This is a genomic window from Bradyrhizobium oligotrophicum S58, assembly GCF_000344805.1.
In the GTDB taxonomy this organism is placed as follows: Bacteria; Pseudomonadota; Alphaproteobacteria; order Rhizobiales; family Xanthobacteraceae; genus Bradyrhizobium; species Bradyrhizobium oligotrophicum.
Genome location: NC_020453.1, coordinates 4,955,420 through 4,977,179 on the forward strand (window position 1 = coordinate 4,955,420; position 21,760 = coordinate 4,977,179).

Annotated in this window: 19 protein-coding genes and 1 pseudogene; 7 read left to right on the forward strand and 13 right to left on the reverse strand. The window is 60.3% G+C overall.

Annotation, left to right across the window (positions count from 1 at the left end; genetic code table 11):
- Positions 1–420: 420 nt before the first annotated feature.
- From S58_RS39075 to S58_RS21330, 5 genes and pseudogenes are all read left to right on the forward strand, one after another.
- Positions 421–708: pseudogene (locus S58_RS39075) on the forward strand (transcriptional regulator); the annotation flags it as partial.
- Positions 709–769: 61 nt separating this feature from the next.
- Positions 770–1,111, forward strand: coding sequence for a helix-turn-helix domain-containing protein (locus S58_RS39080; RefSeq protein ID WP_015667447.1), 342 nt, complete (start codon positions 770–772; stop codon positions 1,109–1,111).
- A 560-nt stretch (positions 1,112–1,671) separates the two neighbouring features.
- Positions 1,672–2,604, forward strand: a complete 933-nt coding sequence (locus S58_RS21320; RefSeq protein ID WP_144058365.1) for an ABC transporter substrate-binding protein — start codon at positions 1,672–1,674, stop codon at positions 2,602–2,604.
- Positions 2,605–2,817: 213 nt separating this feature from the next.
- The gene (locus S58_RS21325) at positions 2,818–3,507 is read left to right on the forward strand and encodes a GntR family transcriptional regulator (RefSeq protein ID WP_244440818.1); all 690 of its coding nucleotides are present in this window, start codon (positions 2,818–2,820) and stop codon (positions 3,505–3,507) included.
- Positions 3,508–3,673: 166 nt separating this feature from the next.
- Positions 3,674–4,459: a class I SAM-dependent methyltransferase gene (locus S58_RS21330; protein WP_042340055.1), complete on the forward strand. Its 786-nt coding sequence runs from the start codon at positions 3,674–3,676 to the stop codon at positions 4,457–4,459.
- A 69-nt stretch (positions 4,460–4,528) separates the two neighbouring features.
- Here the strand turns inward: S58_RS21330 and S58_RS21335 are convergent, their stop codons facing one another.
- From S58_RS21335 to S58_RS21355, 5 genes are all read right to left on the reverse strand, one after another.
- Complete coding sequence (locus tag S58_RS21335) at positions 4,529–4,978, reverse strand: hypothetical protein (RefSeq protein WP_015667451.1); 450 nt, start codon at positions 4,976–4,978, stop codon at positions 4,529–4,531.
- Positions 4,979–5,710: 732 nt separating this feature from the next.
- Entirely contained in the window at positions 5,711–7,090 is a 1,380-nt protein-coding gene (locus S58_RS21340; protein WP_015667452.1) for an MmgE/PrpD family protein, read from the reverse strand.
- Between the two features lie 217 nt (positions 7,091–7,307).
- A complete protein-coding gene (locus tag S58_RS21345; protein WP_015667453.1) occupies positions 7,308–8,270 on the reverse strand; it encodes a DMT family transporter in 963 nt (320 codons plus the stop codon).
- 31 nt (positions 8,271–8,301) lie between these two features.
- A complete protein-coding gene (locus S58_RS21350; protein ID WP_083938646.1) occupies positions 8,302–9,405 on the reverse strand; it encodes an NAD/NADP-dependent octopine/nopaline dehydrogenase family protein in 1,104 nt (367 codons plus the stop codon).
- A 350-nt stretch (positions 9,406–9,755) separates the two neighbouring features.
- On the reverse strand, positions 9,756–10,658 hold the full coding sequence (locus S58_RS21355; protein WP_244440619.1) for a sugar phosphate isomerase/epimerase family protein: 903 nt from the start codon (positions 10,656–10,658) through the stop codon (positions 9,756–9,758).
- A 350-nt stretch (positions 10,659–11,008) separates the two neighbouring features.
- Between S58_RS21355 and S58_RS21360 the strand changes: the two genes are divergently transcribed.
- Positions 11,009–11,971: a response regulator transcription factor gene (locus S58_RS21360; RefSeq protein WP_015667456.1), complete on the forward strand. Its 963-nt coding sequence runs from the start codon at positions 11,009–11,011 to the stop codon at positions 11,969–11,971.
- Between the two features lie 158 nt (positions 11,972–12,129).
- Here S58_RS21360 and S58_RS36755 read toward each other — a convergent pair whose 3' ends face one another.
- From S58_RS36755 to S58_RS21395, 7 genes are all read right to left on the reverse strand, one after another.
- Positions 12,130–13,143 carry an ABC transporter ATP-binding protein gene (locus tag S58_RS36755; RefSeq protein WP_015667457.1) on the reverse strand — a complete coding sequence of 338 codons (1,014 nt, stop codon included), beginning with the start codon at positions 13,141–13,143 and terminating at the stop codon, positions 12,130–12,132.
- Positions 13,143–14,138, reverse strand: coding sequence for an ABC transporter ATP-binding protein (locus S58_RS21370; protein ID WP_015667458.1), 996 nt, complete (start codon positions 14,136–14,138; stop codon positions 13,143–13,145). The genes S58_RS36755 and S58_RS21370 overlap by 1 nt, the downstream gene beginning before the upstream one ends.
- Before the next feature lie 5 nt (positions 14,139–14,143).
- Positions 14,144–15,013, reverse strand: a complete 870-nt coding sequence (locus S58_RS21375) for an ABC transporter permease (protein ID WP_015667459.1) — start codon at positions 15,011–15,013, stop codon at positions 14,144–14,146.
- The gene (locus S58_RS21380; protein ID WP_015667460.1) at positions 15,010–15,948 is read right to left on the reverse strand and encodes an ABC transporter permease; all 939 of its coding nucleotides are present in this window, start codon (positions 15,946–15,948) and stop codon (positions 15,010–15,012) included. Before S58_RS21380 ends, S58_RS21375 begins: the two co-directional genes overlap by 4 nt.
- Before the next feature lie 76 nt (positions 15,949–16,024).
- On the reverse strand, positions 16,025–17,422 hold the full coding sequence (locus S58_RS21385; protein WP_244440620.1) for an FAD-dependent oxidoreductase: 1,398 nt from the start codon (positions 17,420–17,422) through the stop codon (positions 16,025–16,027).
- On the reverse strand, positions 17,419–17,712 hold the full coding sequence (locus S58_RS21390; RefSeq protein WP_015667462.1) for a (2Fe-2S)-binding protein: 294 nt from the start codon (positions 17,710–17,712) through the stop codon (positions 17,419–17,421). The genes S58_RS21385 and S58_RS21390 overlap by 4 nt, the downstream gene beginning before the upstream one ends.
- The gene (locus S58_RS21395; RefSeq protein ID WP_015667463.1) at positions 17,693–18,811 is read right to left on the reverse strand and encodes an NAD(P)/FAD-dependent oxidoreductase; all 1,119 of its coding nucleotides are present in this window, start codon (positions 18,809–18,811) and stop codon (positions 17,693–17,695) included. Before S58_RS21395 ends, S58_RS21390 begins: the two co-directional genes overlap by 20 nt.
- An 86-nt stretch (positions 18,812–18,897) precedes the next feature.
- Here S58_RS21395 and S58_RS21400 point away from each other — a divergent pair, with 86 nt between their 5' ends.
- The gene (locus tag S58_RS21400) at positions 18,898–19,815 is read left to right on the forward strand and encodes a LysR substrate-binding domain-containing protein (RefSeq protein WP_015667464.1); all 918 of its coding nucleotides are present in this window, start codon (positions 18,898–18,900) and stop codon (positions 19,813–19,815) included.
- Here the strand turns inward: S58_RS21400 and S58_RS21405 are convergent.
- Positions 19,802–21,367 carry an ABC transporter substrate-binding protein gene (locus S58_RS21405; RefSeq protein ID WP_244440621.1) on the reverse strand — a complete coding sequence of 522 codons (1,566 nt, stop codon included), beginning with the start codon at positions 21,365–21,367 and terminating at the stop codon, positions 19,802–19,804. The genes S58_RS21400 and S58_RS21405 overlap by 14 nt on opposite strands.
- Positions 21,368–21,760 lie beyond the last annotated feature (393 nt).

Sequence of the window (21,760 nt, forward strand, 5' to 3'; positions counted from 1 at the left end):
GATATTTTTGAACGCGCGAAACACCCGAACAGTTCGCGTCATGAGTGCATTCATCCGCAGGGGATCACGAGCGTCCCTTGGAGACCCCCCGCGACACGTCATGGCCGGCAGCGCGCAAGATCGACGAAGAGATCGGGTTTCACCTTCGGGTTCATTTAGCTCGAGGGTCGTGACCTTCCTTGGGCGCGGTCAGATTTTGAGAAAACAGCCGCTGGAGCGCGGTATGACTTGGTTTCTGACGTCGATCTCGTCTACCTACGTCGCCGAACTAGACCAGATGTCATCGAACCGTCTTTGCTGGACCCTAGCTCATATCTCGTCCCGCACTATCCAGCCAACGATCCACATCTTCGCGAGCTTCCAGCTCAACGCCCATATCGCCTGCAAACTCTCGCCAGGCACCAATGTTGGGCCGGATCAATGCTGGAGCTTCGCTTGCGCCCCGACGAACTCGCCCAATTGAAGAGCCTGCCGCTCTTTGCGGACATCAGCGAGGAGAACCTGAAGCAGCTGCTCGGCGCGGCTTTGCTGCGGCAATTTCCCGCCGGAGTGCGGCTCGCTCGCGAGGGAGATCAGGCCGATTTCCTGCATGTGCTGATTGGGGGGCTCGTCGAGATCTACACCGAGCAGGACGAGGCCGAGTGGGGCATCTCGTTGCTTCGTCCCGTATCGACCTTCATACTTGCTACAGTGGTGGTCGACCATGCATACCTCAATTCGGCCCGTACCCTCGTCGACTCCCGGGGTCTGCTGATCCCCCGCCCGAGATGTGCGGGCGCTGTTCGACGAAGATATCGCATTCGCACGGGTCGTTGCGAAGGAGCTCGGGTATGCCTACCGGGCGTCCGTCAAAAAGTTGAAGGGCATCATGGCGCGATCGAGCATCGAACGTCTTGCCAACTGGATCTTGGCCGACTCCCAGCGCGAGCCGGCGCACTCGAACATCGTCATTCCGTTCGACCGCGGTACGCTGGCGTCTCACATCGGCATGACACGCGAAAACCTGTCACGCAGTCTTGCTCAACTGACGAGCCATGGGGTCCGCGTCCACGGACGAGAGATCGTCATCGACCAAAAGCAGGAGAGCGCCTTGCGCGTCCAGAGCGCCTGATAGACGACCCAGGGTCTTGAGCCAGCTCTTCTCGGATGGGTCATCCACCGCAGCTGAGAGCTGAAGATGAGCTGTGTTTGGGGCGTAGCTGTCGATACGACACGGCGTGAGCCTCCCGCGAAAGCGATGGAAGATCCGACACGTGCCCTTGCCGGCGAGCCCTCCTTTCCTTCCAACTCCGCCTGCGTTTGCTTGAGGATGGACGTAACAACAACGGTACACGGCGGCGGACGTGACCGGCCAGCCTCCGGCGTCAATCCATGCTCATCAACTACCTTGACAATTTTTGGTCGCAATTTCCGACAACTATCGCCTTGCGTGCGCTCGACCCGTGCAACCTCGGCGAGCTTTTGCCTTGCTCGTGCGGATGATCGTTCGTATGATTCGAATGTGATCGGATCGTGAGAAAAGTTCACTACCGGCACACCTCCCTCAACAACGCTCGCGAGAACCGGCCAGTGTTACAGCGACGTAGTTTTCTCGGGCTTCCGCTATTGGCGTTGTGTGGCTCGGCAAACTTGGCCCGGGCCGGCAACTCCGTCGAGACGTCCAGAGTCAGAGTGACGATCGGCGGCAAGGCTTTCCTACAATACGCACCGGTGACCCTTGCCGAGCGCCTTGGCTTTTTCAAGGACGCGGGCCTCGACCCGGAGCTTCTTGACGTGAGCGGCGGATCCAAGGCGCTCCAGGCTCTCGTGGCAGGAAGCGCTGAACTCACCGCCGGCGCTTTCGACCACACGATTCAGATGCATGCAAAAGGACAAAAGATCGTTGGGGTTGTGCTGTTTGGCAGGCATCCGACATTCGCATTGGCTCTGCGAAAGGAGAGGGCTGCGGAATATCGCGACCCAAGCAGCCTGAGAGGCATGAAGATTGGGGTCACGGCGTTGGGATCCCAAACACAGTTCATGGTGGAGTACATGGCTTTGCGAGCCGGCGTCTCCCCAACCGACATTTCCTTCGTCAGCGTTGGAGGTGGAACGGGCGCCGTGGCAGCGATCCGCAACGGCGCCGTTGATGCCGTCGTGACGGGAGAGCCGGCGCTGACGACACTGACAGCCACAGGCGACGTCAAACTGGTCGCCGACACTCGCACCAACGAAGGCACAATCGGCATTTTCGGTGGCCTCTATCCGTCAGGGACGATTTACGCACGGTCGGACTTCATCGAACGCAATCCCGATACACTCCAGGCTTTTGCTCTCGCGATGGTGCGCGCCCTCCAGTGGATTGATCGCGCATCCGTCGATGAGATTGCTGATGCGCTCCCGGAGGAATGGGCCAAGCCCGATCGAAACATATTTCTTGCCTCCATCCGGGGCACACGAGACATGTTTTCCCCCGATGGCCGGTTCAGCGCCGAGAGCGCGGGCATTGCATTTCAGGTGTTGTCGACCGTCGACCCACAATTGCGTGGCGTGAAGGTCGATCTCGCCGAGACATTTACGAACAGATTCGTCGAAAAGGCTCTCCAGACGCTAGCATCGAAATAGCACCGCGGAGAGCTCGAGTCGATGAACACGCCCGCGGCACTGAGGGATCGAGGCTAGGTGGTGGCGCCCCGAGTTCCGCAGCATTCGGACGCTTCTGCTTCTGTCGTCAAGAAGACGGCGCGGAAAACGCGTCCGACAGATGAGCCCAAGCGCCCTAAAAGACGGCCCGCGATCCTTGCAAGACGTCGGCGCGACATCCCGCTTCATCATCAGGTGTTCTTGGTTCTGCAGGATGAAATTGCAGAACGCCGCTATGCACCAGGAGAAGTATTGCCGGCGGAGGCGGATCTGGCTGGGCTCTTCGGCGTCTCGCGCGTGACGATCCGGGCAGCTTTGGACACTCTCGATGAGCTCGGACTGATTGAACGCCGCCAGGGCATCGGCACGTTCGTGCGGGAGCTCTCGAAGCCAGAGCCTCTCACCGTGCCGATGATGGACCTCGCTGCCCGAAACAGGGAGATTGTGCGCACGACGCGAGCTCACGTGGTCGAGTTCGAGTTCAAGGTGGCCCCTCGTCACGTTCGCGAGCACTTCCAAGCCCAGTCAGACGACCTTTTCCAGCGAACAGTTCGCATCCGTTACATGAATGACTGGCCAATCATGCAGGTTACGACCTACATTCCGGAAGCGATCGGACGGCAATTTGGTCCTGAAGACCTGGAAGGGGGATCGCTCTATGCGATTCTGCAGCGCTTCGGCATTACATTCGCATCTGGCGAGCAGGTTGTGACGGCGGCTGCAGCCGATCCCATTGTCGCAGCACGCCTCAATGTCGCGATAGGCGCACCGCTCTTGAAGGTGGTGCGCATCCATTTCGACGGCGGCGGCCGTCCGATTCAGCACTTCGAGCTGCTGGCTCCACCTGCAACCTACGAGCTTCGTATGCCATTGAAAGATTTCTAGCCTGCCTGCAAGCGCGCCAACTCCCAAGCACATCCCGTCCAAACCGACATTTCGGTGCGCGAAGGAGAAACGCTCTCGATCTCATGGGGCCCCCGCCGTGGGCGGACCGGCCCGCACCGGGACACGTCACAAGAACCAGCCTCTGCACGGCGGCCGAACGACACAGATGACGTCCGAACCAGTTTCTCCTTCATTCCCTCGCTTTCAATCGACGGTCCCTCACTACGTGGCGGGGCGACCGAATTACGCACCCGCGCTCATCCAAGCCGTGGCGGAACACCTTCGTCTGACCAAAGACCACCGATTGATGGATCTTGGCTGTGGACCAGGGTGGCTCGGCATCGCATTTGCGCCGCTCGTCGGTGAGGTCATCGGAATAGATCCGGAGCCTGCCATGCTAGAGGCTGCTCAGGCGATCGCCAACGCGGCGGCCGTTGAGATCGAACTGATCCAAGGCAGCTCGTTCGACCTCGGTCCGCAGCTCGGCCGCTTCCGCGCCGTGGCGATTGGACGCGCCTTTCATTGGATGGATCGTGCCGATACGCTGCGAAAGCTCGACCCATTGATCGATGAGGACGGCGCAATCATGCTGTTCAATGACGTACGTTCCGATGTCCCGCAGAACGCCTGGTACAAGCGTTACGCGGAAGTCGTCGATCGCTTCACCAATAGAAGTGTCGGCTTTGCACCGGAGCGCCTACGTCACGAAACGATCCTGCTGGAGTCGCGCTTCAGTCAGCTCACCCGAATTGGTATCATTGAGCAGCGTCACGTACCTGTCGCCCGACTGATCGATCGGGCACTATCGATGTCGACCTCCTCGCCTGAACAGCTGGGGGCACTCTCGGATCAGCTCGCGCAGGAATTGACGATGGAGATGTCGCCATTCGCAACCGCCGGCGGCGTCGTAGAGGTCATCGAATCGCAAGTCCTCATTGCGCAACGCCACTGAGGCTCACGAGCTTCGCTGCCTACGCAAAAGACGATCGCACCGTGACGAAGATCGCCTGCAGCAAAGACCTCAGCTCAGATCTACGCCGGCCACTGAACAAGCGGATTCGATGAGATGCCGCACGGTCCGGGCATCCCAGTCGAGCCTCTCGGGGACCTCCGTCCAGTAATTTGAGAGCACATGTGCAGCATGTCGTGCCTTTACCCCCAGACCGACGACCGTTCTGGCCGGAATCGCCATGATGGCGCGCTCGATCGGGTCAAGCGAGCTCAAGACCGCTTCGATGCGCTCTACACCGGGCAGCACCACGGCGGCGACCTGCGATTTTGCATCGCAGGTCGTCGCGGCTGATTGCGCATCCTGCTGCTGGAGAGTTGCGAGTTCTGCGGAGAGCGCTTCAAAGCTGCGTCCCAGGGCAACCAGCACGGCGTCGGGATTGTTTTCGATGGCTTTCTCGTCAAGCATCGGACCACCTGGCTCGACGGTTGCCAAAATCCGCAGGGTTTCATCAAGAGACATCACCGAACTCCAGGCCGAAAACGGTCGGTGGAAGGTCGCCGACAGCCGGTCGGTTACAAGGGATCGACGTGCACCCACGGACGCCGTCGCCTCTCCTTCTCGACGTGAGACGATATCGCTCAGTCGTATTAACATCAATACAATACTGCTTCAGGCCCTAATCAATAGGTTCTAGACTGCCAGAGTTCCGCGACGATTCAACGTGGAGAGCTCACATGGCGAGCATCGGAAACAAAATCATCTTTGACGTCGGCTCATCCCACGAGATCAGCCGATACAGAAATGAAGGTTGCGCTCCGCTAGCCTGACCCATTCATGACACGCAAGCTTGCGCTTGGCGAGCTACCCAGATTGGTGGTCCTACGCCGTCGGCGGCATCTCTGGCTCAGAAAGCTCGTCCGACATCCGCACTGCGGCCCAGTGCTTTGCAAGCCTTTCCATCACTACTCGCCTTACGCGAGTAGCCACTGCCCACCCATACCATGACAGGCATGCGACCGAATTCAGGACCACTACCTTTATAGGTAGTGCCGCTTGCTGGTGACCTCCATCAGGAGGCCGACCCACACCGCATCGCAAGAAAGGTGCTCGTCTGCTGCAGACATCGTGTCGCCCGTGCCCCCTCGCCGGCTCTGCCGCGGACGCTCCGTTTCATCGGATGGGACAATGCGATCTGCTTGGACGTCTGTTGGCAGGAAGACTTTTTGCCGCCGTCACTTCGCCCCTCGTCGCCTAATGGGCGATCTTGAGCCGCTCGACGGGCGATGCGTCATTCGTGCTGACGAACAGCCTTGCTTCCAGCAGCGATTGCAACGGCGCAACATCTCCCCTTCGCAACGCGCCAATCGCACTTGGAATTCCAGCCGCGACACGAGCATCGACGCGGCCAGCTGCAATGGCCTGGAATTTCGACCCGATGTCATCCCAGCTCATCGGGTTCGTCGGCTCTCCCTTGGGCGCCAACACGGTCCGCTCAAAGGCGCCCGAAGCCGTGGTGATGCGAACCCTCCCGGGAACCGCCGCCGGGAACATGAGCTCAAATTCGGGATTGACGCTCATCCTGACACGCCCGGCGATCTCGATCGCTCTTTGATCCGTCAGCGACTCGTTGCTCAAGGGGAGCAAGGCCGGTGCGCCACTGGTCGCGGCGACACCGAGACAGAAGGGAAGGCTGTACTGCGCTCCCTCCAGCGTACCCGGCGCCACCTCGTTGCTCAGGGTCAACGACCTCCCAAAGGTCTCCACCTCGATGTCGACGATGACTCCCGGGTCGATGTCATTTTCTTTCAGCAATGTGAGCAGCGCATCAATCGGCGCGTGAATCCAACGGCAGCAACTGTAGGGCTTGAAATAGGTGCTGTTGATGAGCCAACTCGTTCCGAGCCCGTCGAGCAGCCGCGCCCGATCGTAACGTTCTGAACTGTCCAGAATGTCGATCGGTCCGGTGAAGCCCTGCTTGGCCAGATCGACCGCCAGGATGCCATTGGCAGCGCCCCATGGAATCCCCTCCTTGACACTGTTGCCTCTGAACCGGGTGTATGGCGTAGCCGACTGGCTCGGCGCCGTTGTGCCTGCGATTGAGATCGCGTGTGCGATCTGGCTCCGCGAGAGCCCTCGCACCCAACCCACCGCTGCGGCAACGGCTTGACCGCTCCAGAGTCCGCTGTTCACTGTCGGAACGCTTCGCAGATCCCGGGCAGCAGAGATACGAACGCCTATCTCATACCCGATAGCAATGGCGGCCAGCGCCCGTTGCCCGTCCAGGGACGGACAGCCGAGCAGCGACAATACCCCCGGAATGACCGCTGCGCCGGGATGCCCCGAAGCGGCGCGGTGGCCATCATCCAGATCGAGCGAGCACGCGCAGGCGGCATTGACGAAGGTTGCCCCCGCAGCGGTCGACCGCTCTCCCGAAAACCACATCGCTGCCGGTCCATGGCCCCAAGTCGCGTTCGCAATTCGGCGCACGGCCACCGCATTCGGCGTCTCATGGCCGGCTATCGCGGCCGTCATCAAATCGAGCGCGCATTTCGCCGCACTGATCCGGGCGTCTTCTGGAACTTTGCTCGCGCTGACCCATTCGGCCAGCAGCTCGGCAGCGGTGTATGTCATGCGGCCTCCAGGGATCATCAATATGTATGCTGGATCGGACGAGGTGAGGTAGCGCAGCCGTCCGACCCATGATGGGCAGACTGAACTCTATCGAAGTGGCCCGAAGCTGGCCTCTGAGCATCTTCCTCGCGAATGGCAGCAGGAAGTCAAAGTCGAATTTTGCGAGCACCTATTCGTCGGGGTTATGGGGTCGAGCCAGATCCCGCGCTGCTCCCCTTCAGTCGGTTTTAGCACGGACCGCCGCAGTGTGGTGCCACTTGCCGGGCAAGCGAAGCTTTGACGAAACTCCAGTCAGCTGCTCGTACATGGCAATGAAGAGATTTGAGGCGATCACGACGGCAATCCCGGCCAGCTCGATCGGGACCGGCATCTCGCGCCAGACGATGAGACCGAGCAGAAAGGCAAAGACGAAGGTGGCGTATTCGAACGGTGCAACGACGCTCGCCGGCGCCATATGGTAGGCCTTGGTGAGCAGAATCTGGGCAGCGCCGCCCAGAACACCAATAGCGACGAGGATCGGCAAGTCGGTCGTGCTCGGCCAGACCGCAGAGAACGGCAGCGTCGCAGCGCTCACCAGCGTGCCCGACAGGGAAAAGTAGAACACAATGGCCATGCTCGTCTCGGTGTCCCGCATCTTGCGGATGGAGATCAATGCGAGGGCCGTAGCCACCGCACCGGCCAGCGCGAACAAGACTCCCGAGGAGAGCCCTCTTCCATCGGGATGGGCCATCAGCAGCACGCCGCCAAATCCGAAAACGACGGCAACAAGACGATGAAGGCGAATGCTCTCCCCGAGCAAGGGAATGGCAAACAGCGTAATGAACAATGGTGCTGCGTAGCCGAGCGCCGTCGCGGTCGCGAGCGGCAGCATCCCGACCGCGGTGAAGCTGAAAAAGAGAGAGCAAAGACCGGCGACGGAGCGGCGGAGATGAGCCCCCGGCCGCTCGGTGCGAAGCAGGCGATACCCCCCGAGACGCCGGACAAGCCAGAGAATCGGCAGCAGAGCGAAGAAACTCCGAACGAACACGATCTGTCCAACGGGGTACTCGCCGCCCAACTTCTTGATCAAGGCGAACATGACGGCGAGCACCGCTGCCGAGAGCACCTTATAGCCGATCGCCGGCAGGTGAGACGAAGCCGAGCTGTCTGGCACGTCCTGCCGGCTGCTGATGATCGTCATGGAAGCCTCCTCGTCGAGAAGCGGCCCAGATCTAGGCGATACGGCGAAGCTCATCGCCCCATGGCGCAAGCCGTGCGCTGAATGTCTCGATCACCTGCCCCTTGGAGGCCGCGTCCAGTCCCAGCCTGCGCAGATTTCGGCCTGTCTCCAGATAATCCGTCTCGTTGACGATGGAGGCGAGATCGATGATCGACTTGATCGCGGTGGAATGGAGACCCACTTTGACGCCGAGCTCGAACCAGGGAACCAGAACGTATGGAACGTCCTGAACAATAAACCTGTCGCGCAGGTGCTGAGGGGCCATCTTCGTGGTGTTGTGTTCGACCGTCTGTTTCGCGAACTCGCCGAAGCTGGCAAAGCTTCTGTCGTAGTAGCTGTTCATGATCGCCACGACAGACTGCGGCCTGAAGCCAAATTCCCTGGCGATCGCCATTCGCTCCCTGTCGACCTGGTCGATGACGCGGGCGACCGACGCCGACATGCCTTCACGATAGAAATAGAAGTCGCCCTTTCGCGTCTCGATCCATCCGGCGTTCATCAGCGCCGGCGTCGGATGGATCACCCCGGTAATGCAAGACATTCCGATCTCGAGAACATTGCTGCGCCACTCCAGCGGCATCGAGAAGATTGCGCCGATCTCGTCGCGCAACGCTTCACCGACGTCCACCGGCATCGCCGCGATCGGCATGATGCTCTTGACGCCCATCACCATCACCTTGCCATCCTGCATTCTCGAGGCGTATGGCGCCGTGGCGGTTTCGAGGATGTACCGCGCATTGATTTGTCTGCGCGCCATCAGAGCAAAGAAGTTGCCCGTGATCGAAATGACGACATGCTTGCTGAGGTCGAACTTTGCAAGTTCGCTCAGGACGGCCTCGTGGCCATATGACGGGACAGTGATGACGATGAACCGGGAGAACCGGACAACGTCGGCCATGTCCGAGCTGACATCCGGATGGAAGCGACCTTCGATCTTGAGGCCTGCTTCAAGATACCCGTTGCGTTCGATCGTCTCCGCGTGCCGGCGATGCTCGGGATGCGCGTACAACAATACATTCGCTCCTCGACTGGCAAGATCGGCCGCGAACGCACACCCGCAATTCCCGGCACCAATGATCGAAACCGACGTCTGCATGTCGCTGCTCCATTACACAACCTAACGTAGATCGCAGTATTCTTGGAGCCGCGCGATCTGGTCAACATAATAATCCAGTAAACATACAGACGCATCTCGCTAACATAGGCTGCTTGACTACTAATAATGAGTTGTTGAGAAATGCAAAAGTGCGCGACTTGACGTGCTTGCGCAGTCAACAGATCGACCTGATCTTGAGCACTGCTATTTCGCGCGCCGGATTAGCCACCGCCACCTGGCCAAGGGCAGCCGCCAGGATCATGCTTCGTCTTAAGCGAGCCCTGGGCGCGCCGAATTCATGCAGAGCGGTTCACAGTCAGCAGGGATTTCGTCTCGGCGTAGCTCCGAGCTCACCGCGTATGCGCCAGCTGTTGTCGGCTCTCGCTCGCCTCGACCATCCCTGGAGCAAGACTGAGATGATCTGACCTACCGAAGCTCCACCAGGTCGCCGCCATGGCACCGTACTGGGCGAGCACTGCTGCGCGAGAGTTACCAGGGGCCGATTGAAGAATAAGATCGCCCCGATAGCCAGCGCGTTTCAGCTGATTCAGCGCGTCGGCGAGGCTGGTCCGCTGACGGGAAGGCGAAGCGCGGTCTACGTCCAAATTCCAGTCCTTGAGGCGGACGTTCACGATCCGGTTGCCGCAAGCGGCGAGGTCCTGATGCGCATCAGCGCGGATCGACGGTCGACATCCAACTGTGTAGGTGATGCCGAACCGGTCTGCCGGGTATGGCTCGATCAGCGAGACCAAGCACCGCGGATCGAGATCGGACTCAAGGGAGAGGACCACGCCGCAAGCCTCGAGGAGCGGCGCAAGCCGATCCAGTCCGGATCGAAGTGCCACCGCCTCGCGAGAGGAAAGCTGTTGCCAACCGTTCGTGAGTGGCATCACGAGAAGCTTGATTTCGATCTCGGCACACGCCTCGATCACAGCACCGAGCAGGTCGAGCCGCGCCCGATGCTCGCGGCCGGTGACCATGTAAAACGGGAATTGCATCATGAAATCGGCGGACAGCGAGGGAATGCAGATGCCGCATTCGCCGCTGAGCCGCCGCATCTGATCTCGTCCAGTGGTCGACATCACGGGATTCATCAGGATCGGCTCTTCACCGATCCGCCACTCGATCAGTTCGAATCCGACCTTTTGGGCGACCGAGAATTCCTCGCGCCAGCAATCCGTGAGAAAGCCCCGCCCTCTCTTGTCAGCCCGCTCCATGAGGTCGCCCTGCATAAATCCGATACGGCTGACCATCTGCGCCTCTCCGAAAATCATACCATGGAACCTTCGACTGGACGCGCCAAGCTTGATGACTTGCGACCGGGTGTGGCACGGAGAGCTGCGCCACAAAGATAGGGCGACCGACCACGCTCTGCCACTACCAACCCTGGTAGAGATCCGCGATCCGGAGCGCAGGCTTCCTATTCCGCAGCGGCGACCACCATTTACGGAAATGCATCACCATCCATTCACTGATCCGTGCCCGCCCTCAGGTTGCCGACGGTAGCCGTACACGTCCAGTCCCCTATCCGGCTTGGTAGCTGCCCCGCGCACCGGAAGCTGCTCTACTGCCTCTGACGCGCGGACGCATGATGGAGATGGGAATGATGCACAGAGCAGTCCTGGCTGACAGCGACGAGGTGGCCGAGGAGTCCTGCAGTGTCGCAAACTCAGCTAAAAATCAGGACAAAGGCTTTGCAGTCGCGACCGGCTGGACGACGGAGTCGGGCGTCGACCACCCCGCGGCGGGATGCGACCAGATATCTGCGCCTGCGTCTGCAGCCTCCGACGCAGGCAGGTCCATGTCTACGCCTACGAGACCGCGCATCCTAATGGTTGGCGACAGGGGATTCACGAGCCTCCTCAAATACATTCTCGAAAGCAACGGTTTCGACTGCATGCTGACCGACACCCTGACAGATGCGATCGCCTCCGCCACCGCCGTGCGGCCCGGCTTGATCGCCCTGGACGACGTATCCTGCGGGGATCGGGTAGCCTGCGCGCTCGAACAGCTGCACCGGGACCCCGCAACGCAATTTGTGCCGACGCTGATCATGGCAAGCGTATCGCCCCACCTCGAGGAGACCTGCGTCCATACGGATCGGACAAGCTATATATTGAAGCCGTTTCTTCCGGACATCTTCATCGACCGGCTGCATGGTATTCTGCGCGAATCGGCTTGTTCCAGTCTCAAAGTGCTTCGATTTGCCGACATCGTCATGGAGTCCGACGCGCATCGCGTCTCCCGAGGAGCGCGCTCCGTTCGCCTCTGCCCCGTCGAATATCGGATCTTGCAACACCTCCTCGAATGCCCCCGAAAGGTCTTTTCTCGGGAGCAGATTCTTTGCAGCATACGAGCACATACTCAGGAGAACGCGGTGCGCTCAATCGATGTTCACATCAGCCGTATTCGCAAGGCTCTTTGTGAACGTGGCGAGCCGAACTATATCCGCACGGTGCGAGGGTTGGGCTATTCGCTTGACTTTGCCCCGGACGGACCTGCCACCTACGTGCCACGACCCGATCTGGTCAACGACGCGCGAAAGCAACACCGATCGGATCGATAAGCCCCGGTCGGCACTGATCAATGAAGAGGCTCTCGCGCTGACCTCTCAGCCAAGCCCCCGCTCGATCGACTTCGATCCAAGGGATCGGGCAACCGGATCATGATCACGATGAGCTCACCAATGAATTCCCTTGGCGAATTCCCTTGGCGGGACTTCAGTCATCGCGCGCCGATGCGCAGGCTCCCCCACGCGATATCGCTTGTTTCAGGGAAGTGACATGCCCGGGATCGGCCGTCTCCCGACATTTCAAGCTCCGGCTTTTCGACGGAACATGGACCTTCCGCTCGCCCGCAACGCGGATGAAAGCCACAGCCCGGAGGCGGATTGGCTGCAGAAGGAACCTCTCCCACGATCTGGATCAGAGGCCGGCGTGCCCTTGGGTCTGGCACTGGATAGCTGTCGCGCAAAAGCCTGGTATACGGATGCAACGGACGGTCGAAAACATCGGCCGTCGGCCCCTCTTCGACGATGCGCCCAAGATACATGACGCAGACCCGGTCGCAGAAATGGCGGACCACTCCGAGATCATGCGAAACGAACAAGAACGACAGGCCGCGGCGTTCGCGGAGTCCCTCCAGCAGTCGAAGAATTTGCGCCTGGACCGAAACATCGAGAGCAGAAACGGCCTCGTCCGCGACAACCAGTTCGGGATCCAGCACCAGCGCCCGTGCAATGCCAATCCGTTGCCGCTGGCCGCCGGAGAATTCATGCGGATAGCGTTCCAGTGCGTCTCGCGGCAACCCGACCTCGACCATGGCAGCTTCCGCCTTCTCGCGGATCTCCTTGGATGAGTGACGCAGATGAACCCGAAGGGGTTCTTCCAGAGTCTGCCGAATTGTTCGGCGCGGGTTGAGCGAAGAATATGGATCCTGAAAGACGATCTGCATCCGGCGCCGCAACGCACGCAAGGCGGCACCCTTTGCGGCCAGGACATCGATGCCGTCGAATGAGATTGATCCGCTATCGGGCTCGATGAGCCGAAGGATGGCACGCGCGACCGTTGACTTGCCACAGCCGGACTCGCCCACGAGGCCAAGGGAAGTCCCCTTTGGAACGCGGAAAGACACATCATCGACCGCCCGGACGCTTCTGGCGCCCGAACGTCCGTTTCTCACGAATGTCTTCGAAAGATTGCGTACGACAAAGTCGCCGCTTCCCAGGGACGTCGTCATCAATGCACTCCTCCGACCGGCCTGACGGGACAGCGCACCAGATGTCCGGGATCACCTGATGATACGAGCTCGGGGTGCAGTTCGGTACAGCTGCGGTCCTTGAAGGGACAGCGGGGCGCATAGGCGCAGCCTGTTGGAACAGCGGACAAGCCGGGAACGCTGCCGGGGATTGGCTCCAGGCTCTCGTTGCCCCGGTCAGCTCGCGGCATGGCGCGCAGCAGCGCCGCCGTATAAGGATGCATGGGCTTTGCGAACAGCGCGTCGACAGCCGCAAGCTCTACAATCTCGCCCGCATACATCACGGCAACACGGTCGGCGATCTGCGCAACCACGCCAAGATTATGCGTGATGAACAGCATCGACATTCCGTAGGCCTGTTTGAGCTCTTCGAGTTGGGTCAGCACCTGCGCCTGGATCGTCACATCGAGTGCCGTCGTCGGCTCATCGGCCAGAAGAACCCTCGGATGGCAGGCGAGTGCCATGGCAATCATGACGCGTTGGCGCATCCCTCCCGAAAATTGATGCGGATACTCATCCAGCCGGCTCTTCGGCGACGGAATCTTGACCTCTGTCAAGAGCCGAAGCGCCTCAGCCTTGGCCTTCATACGCGATCCTCCACGATGAATGAGGATCGCCTCCGCGATCTGGTCTCCCACCGTCATGGTCGGATTGAGGCTCGTCATCGGCTCCTGGAAGATCATCGCAATCGAATTTCCCCGGATGGAGCTCATGTCCCGTTCGGACAATGTCACCAGATCCTGGCCCTCGAACAGCACCTCTCCGCCCTGGATGCGAGCACCGGCACGTGGAAGCAATCGTAGGATAGACAGGGCCGTGACGCTCTTGCCACTGCCCGACTCGCCCACGACCGCGAGCGTCTCATTGGGCATCAGTGAGACCGAGACGTTCCGGACGGCCGGATACCAGCGGCCGCCGATTCGGAATTCGGTCTGTAGATTGCGCAGGTCGAGAGCTGGCCTGGGAAACGACGTCATGCCTGCTATTCTCCCCGCAGCTTTGGATCGATTGCATCTCGCAGAGCGTCTCCCAGGAGATTGAGGGCGAGCACGGTCAACAAGATCGCAAGGCTCGGGAAGACCGCGAGCCACCAGGAGTCAAGGATGTTGTCGAACCCTTCGCGGATCATGCTCCCCCAGGTCGGTGTCGGTGGCGGAACTCCTAGCCCGATAAAGCTCAGGGATGCTTCCGTGCGAATCGCGGACGCCATCCACAACGAGCTCATCACCACCACATCCGAGATGAGGTTGGGGAGAATATGAACCCCCATGATCCGGACGGGTCCGAACCCAAGCGCTCGACCGGCGATCACGAAGTCCTGCTGCTTCAAAGCAATCGTTGGCGCACGGGCAACTCGCGCAAACGGTGCGATCTCCGTGATTGCTATTGCAATGATCAGGTTCTGAAGGCTGGCGCCGAGCATCGCTGCAATCATCAGGCCGAGCAGGAGAGCTGGAAACGAGAGCATCACATCGAGCACGCCCATCACGACCTGATCCAGCGCTCCTCCGACATAACCCGCAACGATTCCGATCGTACAGCCGATCGTCATCGCAATCAGGATGGCGACAAAACCGACCATGAGAGAGATGCGGGCGCCATAGATCAGACGGGACAGGACATCTCGACCATAATTGTCCGTTCCGAACAGGAACTCCGCTGACGGCGGCTCGAGCCTGGCAACAATATTCTGCTCCAGCGGGTCATGAGGCGCGATCAGCGGCGCGAGCACCGCCACCATGATGATGACCGCAAGGAGCAGCGCACCTAGCCAGAACAGGGGATTTCTGGAGAAGGCCACCCACAATCGACTGGGCTGCGCCACTGCAACCGATGCAACCTCGATCGTCATTTGTACTTCACCCGCGGATCGATAAGCCCATAGGTAATGTCCGTCAGCGTATTCACGACGATGACGCAGATGGCAAAGATGATCATCAGCCCCTCAAGCAGCGTATAGTCGCGAGAGTTGAGTGCCCCGAAGATCAGCTTGCCGAGGCCCGGCCGGTTGAAGATGATCTCCGTCAGCACCGAATTTCCGATCAACGTACCGAAGTAGAGGCCAACAACGGTCACCACCGGAATGAGGCCATTGCGCAGAGCGTGTCGCATGACCAGCCGCGTGGGAGTTACCCCCTTCGCGCGCGCTGTGCGGATGTAATCCTCGCCAAGAACTCCCAGCATGGATGACCGCGTGACACGCACGACATAGGCCATCAGGATCAAGCCGAGATTCAGCGCAGGCAAGGCAAGGCTTCGCAACCGTTCGAACGGATCGGTGCTGTCGGACGTGAGAACCGGGAACCACCCCAGATGGATTGCGAATACGATGAGCAAAAGGATGCCTGACACAAACGCTGGGAACGAGAGTCCGACCAACGAGACCAGCCGCGAAACGTAGTCGATCCAGCTGTTGCGGCCGAGCGCCGCGAGAATTCCAAGCGGCAGACCCAGGACGATTCCAATCACGATGGCCGCCAAGGTAAGTTGGATCGTGGAGGGCAACACCAGCAGGACCTCCTGAACGACCGTCCGGCCGCTGCTCAGCGATTGCCCGAGATTTCCGGTAAGCACCTCTCCGAGGAAGTGAAGGTATTGGACCAGGATCGGCTGATCGAGCCCGAGCCGGGCTCGCATCGCCCGAAGCGAGGCTTCGGTTGCCTGGTCGCCGAGGATGACGGATGCCGCATCACCTGGAACGAGACGCACCAGCACGAAGATTGCTGTCAGCATCACCAGCAAGGTGGGGATCGCCAGGAGCAGCCGTTTAAAGGTAAAGCTGATCATTCGATTACCCGGCACATTCGCGAACAGAAGCCGGGATGTCCGAGCTGAACGTTTCTCTGCGGACAAGCACAGTGCCTCACAACACCTCCTCCTTTTGATCGAGTGTGGCCAGTTCTCCAAGGGTCACGGGCTTGAGCGGAGGCCTGACGCGATAAAAGCCGATCTCCCTTGCAGGACAATTCTGGATCTCCGCGAGGATGCGGGTGACGGTATAACCGCATTGCCGCCCCTGGCACGGGCCCATTCCTGCACGCGTGAAGGCCTTGATCTGGTTCGGGCCGGAGCCGCCGATCTGCGCCATCGCACGGACCTCTCCTGCGGTGACCTCCTCGCAGCGACATATGACGGTCTCATCGGACGGACTGAAAATCCTGCCGCGGGGCCTGAACATGGTGTCAAGAAAGGGCCGCAACGCAAGTTCGCGAGCCAGGCTCTTTTGAACGCGCAATGCGTCCTTGATCACGATCTGCTCGTCCACATAGCCGAGCTTGACTGCCAGCCTTTGTGCTGCGAGCGCCCCACGAAATTGCGCGGCCTTCGCACCAGCAATGCCCGCGCCGTCCCCGGCAATGAAGACGCCGGCTTTGGTTGTTTCACCCCATTGATCGAGAACCGGCACGTAGCAATCCTGCTCGTCACGCCATTCGACCGCGCAGCCCAACCCCAGCGGCGCGTGAACATTCGGCACGACGCCCTCATGCACAAACAGATTATCCGCGGAAACGGTCTTCTCCCGTCCGTCGGCCGTTCGATAGCTGATGGATTCGATCCGGTCCGATCCGTGCGCCTGCAGGTCAATGACATGACGGATGACGGGCACGCGCCGGTATCGAAGAGCGGCCATCCACGCAAGCCCCTTGAGGAGCGCCCCACTGGCACGCAGGGCATTCGGCAGATGCCGGAGCGCCGCCCAATGACTCCCGGCCGGTGTCGTGTCCAGATAGCCGGCGATCTGACCTCCGGCGTTGAGCAACTGAACGAGATAGAGAAGCGGCAACGGGCCGCAACCAGCGACCCAGACTGGCTTGGAGGGGATCTGCCCGGCGGCCTTCAAGAGGACCTGAGCGGCACCCACCGTGAGGACTCCCGGGAGTGTCCAGCCTGGGAAGGGAGCAGGCCTTTCCTGGGCGCCGGTTGCAAGGATGATGGCACGCGCCTCGATCGTCCGGGCTTTGCCATCATGGGTCACGAAGGCACGAAAGCCGGGTTCGATCTGCCAAAGCTGTGTACGGGGCTCGTACCGCGCTCCGCTGGCGCGGAATGCGTCGGTCGTCGCCTTTCCGTCCTGATAAGTCCGTCCAAGGATGGCCCCCCTTGGTGTCGCGGCTTGAGTTTCGACCGAGCGCCAGATCTGCCCGCCAGGCGAAGTCTGATCGTCCACAACCAGAACGTCAATTCCATAGCGGCGAGCCGTGATGGCCGCTGTCATGCCTGCAGGGCCAGCCCCTACGATGAGAACATCGGTGGTGCTCATGAGGGCAAGCACCGCTTGCGCTGCTGGCGCTCAACCTTCATCCCCTCCTGCACCGGAGTCATGCAGGTCTGAACCGAGGCAACTCCATCCACCTGAGCGAGACAGTCGAAGCAGACGCCGATCATGCAATAAGGAGCTCGCCTGCTCCCCTTCACCGGCGTGGGACGCGACCAGACGACAGCCTGCCGGAGCAGGACAGCTGCCAGGCTTTCGCCCGGCTCCGCCGCGACAGGCTTGCCTTCGACATAGATCGTCACGGCCTCAGCGGACTCATGCAGCTTTCGGAACATCAAAACGACTCTGGTGAAAGATATCGAGCGAACCCGGCAATTGCCCGGCCAAGATCGCATCGGCCAGAACGGTGGAATGCAGAGCCGCGAGCGTGACGCCTGAATGGCACAACGCCACGAAGGCTCCCCGATGCTTCTGCGACTGAGCGTAGACGGGGCACCCATCAGGAGTCATGATGCGCAACCCGGCCCACTGCCGGACCAGTTTCGCCTCGGCAAGCCCCGGCACGATGCGAAGCGTCCGCCGGCTGAGATCTGCCGCCGCGGTCGCGGTCGCCGAGCTGTCAAAGCCGGTCTCCTCATGGGTTGCCCCGATCATGACCGTACCTTCCCGGGTTTGACGCAAGCCACTCGTCGGGAGAGGCAGAAATGGTTCAAGGCGCTCGGTCACCAGGATCTGCCCTCGCTGAGGCCGCAGCGGGATTTCAAGACCCACTTGCCGCGCGAGCGCCTGAGAGCCGAGACCCGCGGCGATGAGCACGCGCGGCGCACTGACGATCTCGTTTCCGAACGCCACGGTAAAGCCCGCCTCGCTGGGCGCGATCTGCCGCACCGCAGCGTTTCGACGCAGATCTCCGCCCAGACGCAGAATTCCGGCATGAAGAGCCGCAAGGAGCTGAAGCGGATTGGCATGCCCGTCCCGCTGGCCGAAGCTGGCGCCGGTCACGTCAGGTCCCAATCGAACGTTCGGAAGCAGCCTCGTCAGTTCAGAGCGATCGAGCATCCGCCAATCCGCCTCCGCTCCGCCGAGCTGATTGTGCAACCGCTGAAGATCCGAGCGGCGCTTCTCGAACGCGTCGTCTCCGAGGCAGAACGCCAAACCGCCATTCTGCTCGTATTGAAGATCCAAGCCGGCCAAATCAGTGAGTTCCGATGCAAAGTCGGACCACATGTCGACGCTACGGCGTGACAGCTGCTGATAGGCCGGCATGTTCTGGCCTTTGCCCTGCAGCCAAACAAGGCCGAAATTAGCCCGTGCCGCGCGATGGTCGCGATCGTCACCGTCGAGCACGAGCACCCGGCATTGTCTCCGCGCAAGCCCATAAGCAATCGAAGCACCGACCGTGCCAGCACCGATAACTATTATCTCAGGATGCATCAGATTTCCTCTTGCCCAATATGACGACAAAAAGGGATATTTGGTCAAAGTCGAAAATCTCTGGCTGTATTCTTCAGGGTTATGGGATGGCTCGTCAGATCAACCTGAGACAGGTTGAGGCGTTCAAGGCGGTGATCGAGAGCGGCTCGATCAGCCGAGCCGCTTTGATTCTCAACATCTCCCAGCCCGCGATGAGCAAACTGATCGCTCATCTCGAAGAGGATACCGGACTCAGCCTGTTCGATCGCGTCAAAGGCCGCCTTGCTCCGACAGAGCGCGGCATGCGGCTTTACAAGGAGATTGATCGTATCTTCTCGGGTGTGCGCCAGGTGGAGAATGCCGTCGAGGCCATCCGCCGCGAAGAGCAGGGGCAGCTTCTCGTCGGAGTCATGCCGGCCTTGTCGCGCGCGTTCATCCAGCAGGCGACGATGGGGTTTCTGCAACAGCATCCCAACGTGTTCTGCTCGGTCAAGTCACGCAGCTCGGAATGGATTGTGGACTGGCTGGTGACACGAAAGCTCGATGTCGGGCTTGTCAGCTCGCGGATCGACAATCCCTACGTGATCGCCGAACCGCTGACCCAGCAGCCGCTCGTCTGCATCATGCCGACCGATCATCCCCTGGCCATGAAGAACGTTGTGGAGCCGGATGATCTCGACAACATTCCGTTCGTGTCTTTCGATCCCGAGAGCCAGGCAGGTCAGTGCATTGCGACGATGTTCGACGCCTACAACGTCAGACCCCATACCGTGCTCGTCGCCAATGTCTCACCGACCCTTTGCGAGTTCGTGGCAGCCGGTCTCGGCGTCTCGCTGGTGCACCCTTTGATGTTCAGCGGGCTTCAGGACCGTCTGGCCATCAGACGCTTTGAGCCCGCTTTGTCTTACGATTTCCAGCTCTGTCGAATGCGCGATAGCCGCAATGCAAGCCTTGTCGACGCCTTCCTCCAGCAAGCGCGCTCGACGGCGGCACGGCTTGCCCAGGAGTCCCTCAGCGCGGCATAAGCGTTGTCGCTTCGGTAATCGGTGGAGCGAGGTTCATTGCTCCCTTGAGCTCATAGCCATAGTTGACGCGCTTGCTGTGGCCCCAGACCTGCTGCAGCTCAAACAGCGGAACAGAACAGACGGCGTCATGGATCTTGCGCTGGGCCTCTTTCCACAGCTCCTGCTGCCGCTCCACACTGCCTTCCACCCGTGCCGCCTGTATGTCGGCATCCGCAACCTCGCAATGGGAGAAATTGGCAACCGCCGTCGGCTTCCCGATGCTCGAGCTCGAGTGATAGAACTCGGTCAGATAAGTGTCGGCGACCGGAAACCTGGCGGCGCCGTAAAACACCAGGGCGCTGGCATTGCCGCGAATCTGGCTCTGATACGTCGCGTGATCGACAACGCTCATATCGAGCTTGATACCGGCCTTTGCGAGCTGGCGCTGAATGATCTCCATTGTCGGCAGGATAGCCGAGATATTGGACACCACGACCTTGAGCGTCAGACCATTGGGGTAGCCCGCTTCGGCCAAAAGCGTCTTGGCCTGCACCGGATCGTAAGCGTAAGCCCCCGATGAACAGTCCTCTCCAATATAGCCTGGAGGCACGACCGAGCAGCCTTTCAGACTGACGGTCTTACCGACAAACTGCACGAGATCATCGAGATTGACCGCAGCGGCGATGGCTTGTCGGACCTTCAGGTTGTCGAGCGGCGGAATACTGCTGTTGATGTGAAGCGTCCGAAACTCTCCTGGACGGAAGACATCAACGACCATGTTGCTGCGCTGGCGGGTCGTATCGACCCAGCGTTGCTCGCGCCGGCCTTGGATGACGTCGAGCTCTCCGGACGAAAAGGCGAGCTCGCGGGCGCTGTCGGAGGGGATCGTACGGTACATGATATTGCTGATCTGCGGCCGGCCGCGGAAATAGCGCTCGTTTGCGACCAGCTTCACATACCGCTGAGTCTCATGCTCTGAAAACGCAAACGGACCCGTACCGACGGGGTTGGAACCAAACTTGTCCCCGAGCTCCTCGACTGCTCTTTTGCAGACAATGTTTCCACCGTGATAGTTGGACAAGCGGCCGAGGAAATTCGGATCCGGATACTTCAGGGTCATACGAACGGTGGACTCGTCGACCTTGGCGATGCTCTCCACTGCAGAGAAGTCCGCAGCGAAACTCGATCGGCTGGGGTCTGCGGCACGTGTCAGCGAGTAGACGACATCATCTGCGGTGAGGCTGCCCCAGTCGCCGTGAAACTTGACACCCTTTCGGATGAAGAAGGTCCAGATTCGTCCGTCCGGGGACGTTTCCCAGCGCTCGGCGAGATCGGGTTCAAGATCCTTCGGATCGGCGCTCCCTGGCTTGAAACGAACCAGGCCGTTGAATATCAGGCCGATCAGCGGCTTGTCGGTGCTGGTCGTCGCACGATGGGGATCAAGCGTGGTGATGTCTGATCCGCCGGCCCCCATTTGCAGGGTCGCCCCCGGCAGGTCTTCCGCGGCAGACACATCACCGGTCGCGTTCACGATGACGGCGATGCAGAAGGCCAATATATAGACGTACTTCATATAGACGCACTTCATCCGGTGCCTCGCCCGTTGCCCACGCGTCAGGCTGGAAGAGTCCTGCATCTCTGTCAAAGTCCGAAATCAAGGAGACCTATTCTTAGGCGTTATGGGCAACGGCGGAACTCAACCGTACCAGGGGCTTACGCGGAAGCGACCGCAGAGCGAGCGAATCGTATCCTCGGAGCGCATCGCCTCCGTCCGAAACGGTCCCCGTGGGAGCGTGAGCATAGCTCCATCACAGACGGCCAGCGGAACCAAGTGCCGCCACGATACTGCGCGCACGACAGGCTATCCGCAGTGGTCATGGCTCCTAGATGTCGTGAGCTGCCCGGCCATGCGGCGCATCAAAGCACGGGCGTCGGGCGAGGGTTCGTCGCTGCGATCTTGCAATGC